Below are 385 nucleotides of genomic sequence, written 5' to 3' on the forward strand. Positions count from 1 at the left end.
GATCTTGAGATAAATTAGCCTCTTCCATTTTACTAACATATAAAGCCATAGCTTCTGGACCGGATAAACGGGCCATCGCTTTGGTAAGCTCTAATGCTTTCGAAGTACTGCCTTCAGTTTTTAACGCAACTTGCTCAAGAAAATTGACATATTCACCACCACCAGTGGTTAAAAAATCCCCTAATTTTTCGTTAAAGTCTTTGGTTATATCTGCAAGTTTATCCTGTTGAATACCAAACATTTCAGCACCAACAGACATCATTTGAAATTCTTGTACAGTTGATTGTGCAAGAAAAGCATTGCGCTCTAACTCACCTATTACCTTAGCTTGTTCTTTGGAATAGTTATATAAAGAAGCCGCGCCTGCAACGGTTGCCGTTGCAAC

The 385-nt window shown here is 39.0% G+C and carries 1 protein-coding gene; it reads right to left on the minus strand.

The window, feature by feature from the left end:
- A partial coding sequence (locus tag SANK73390_RS09515) for a hypothetical protein (protein ID WP_462765737.1) occupies nucleotides 1-385 on the minus strand: 385 nt, incomplete at both ends.

The organism is Pseudoalteromonas sp. SANK 73390 (assembly GCF_054966645.1).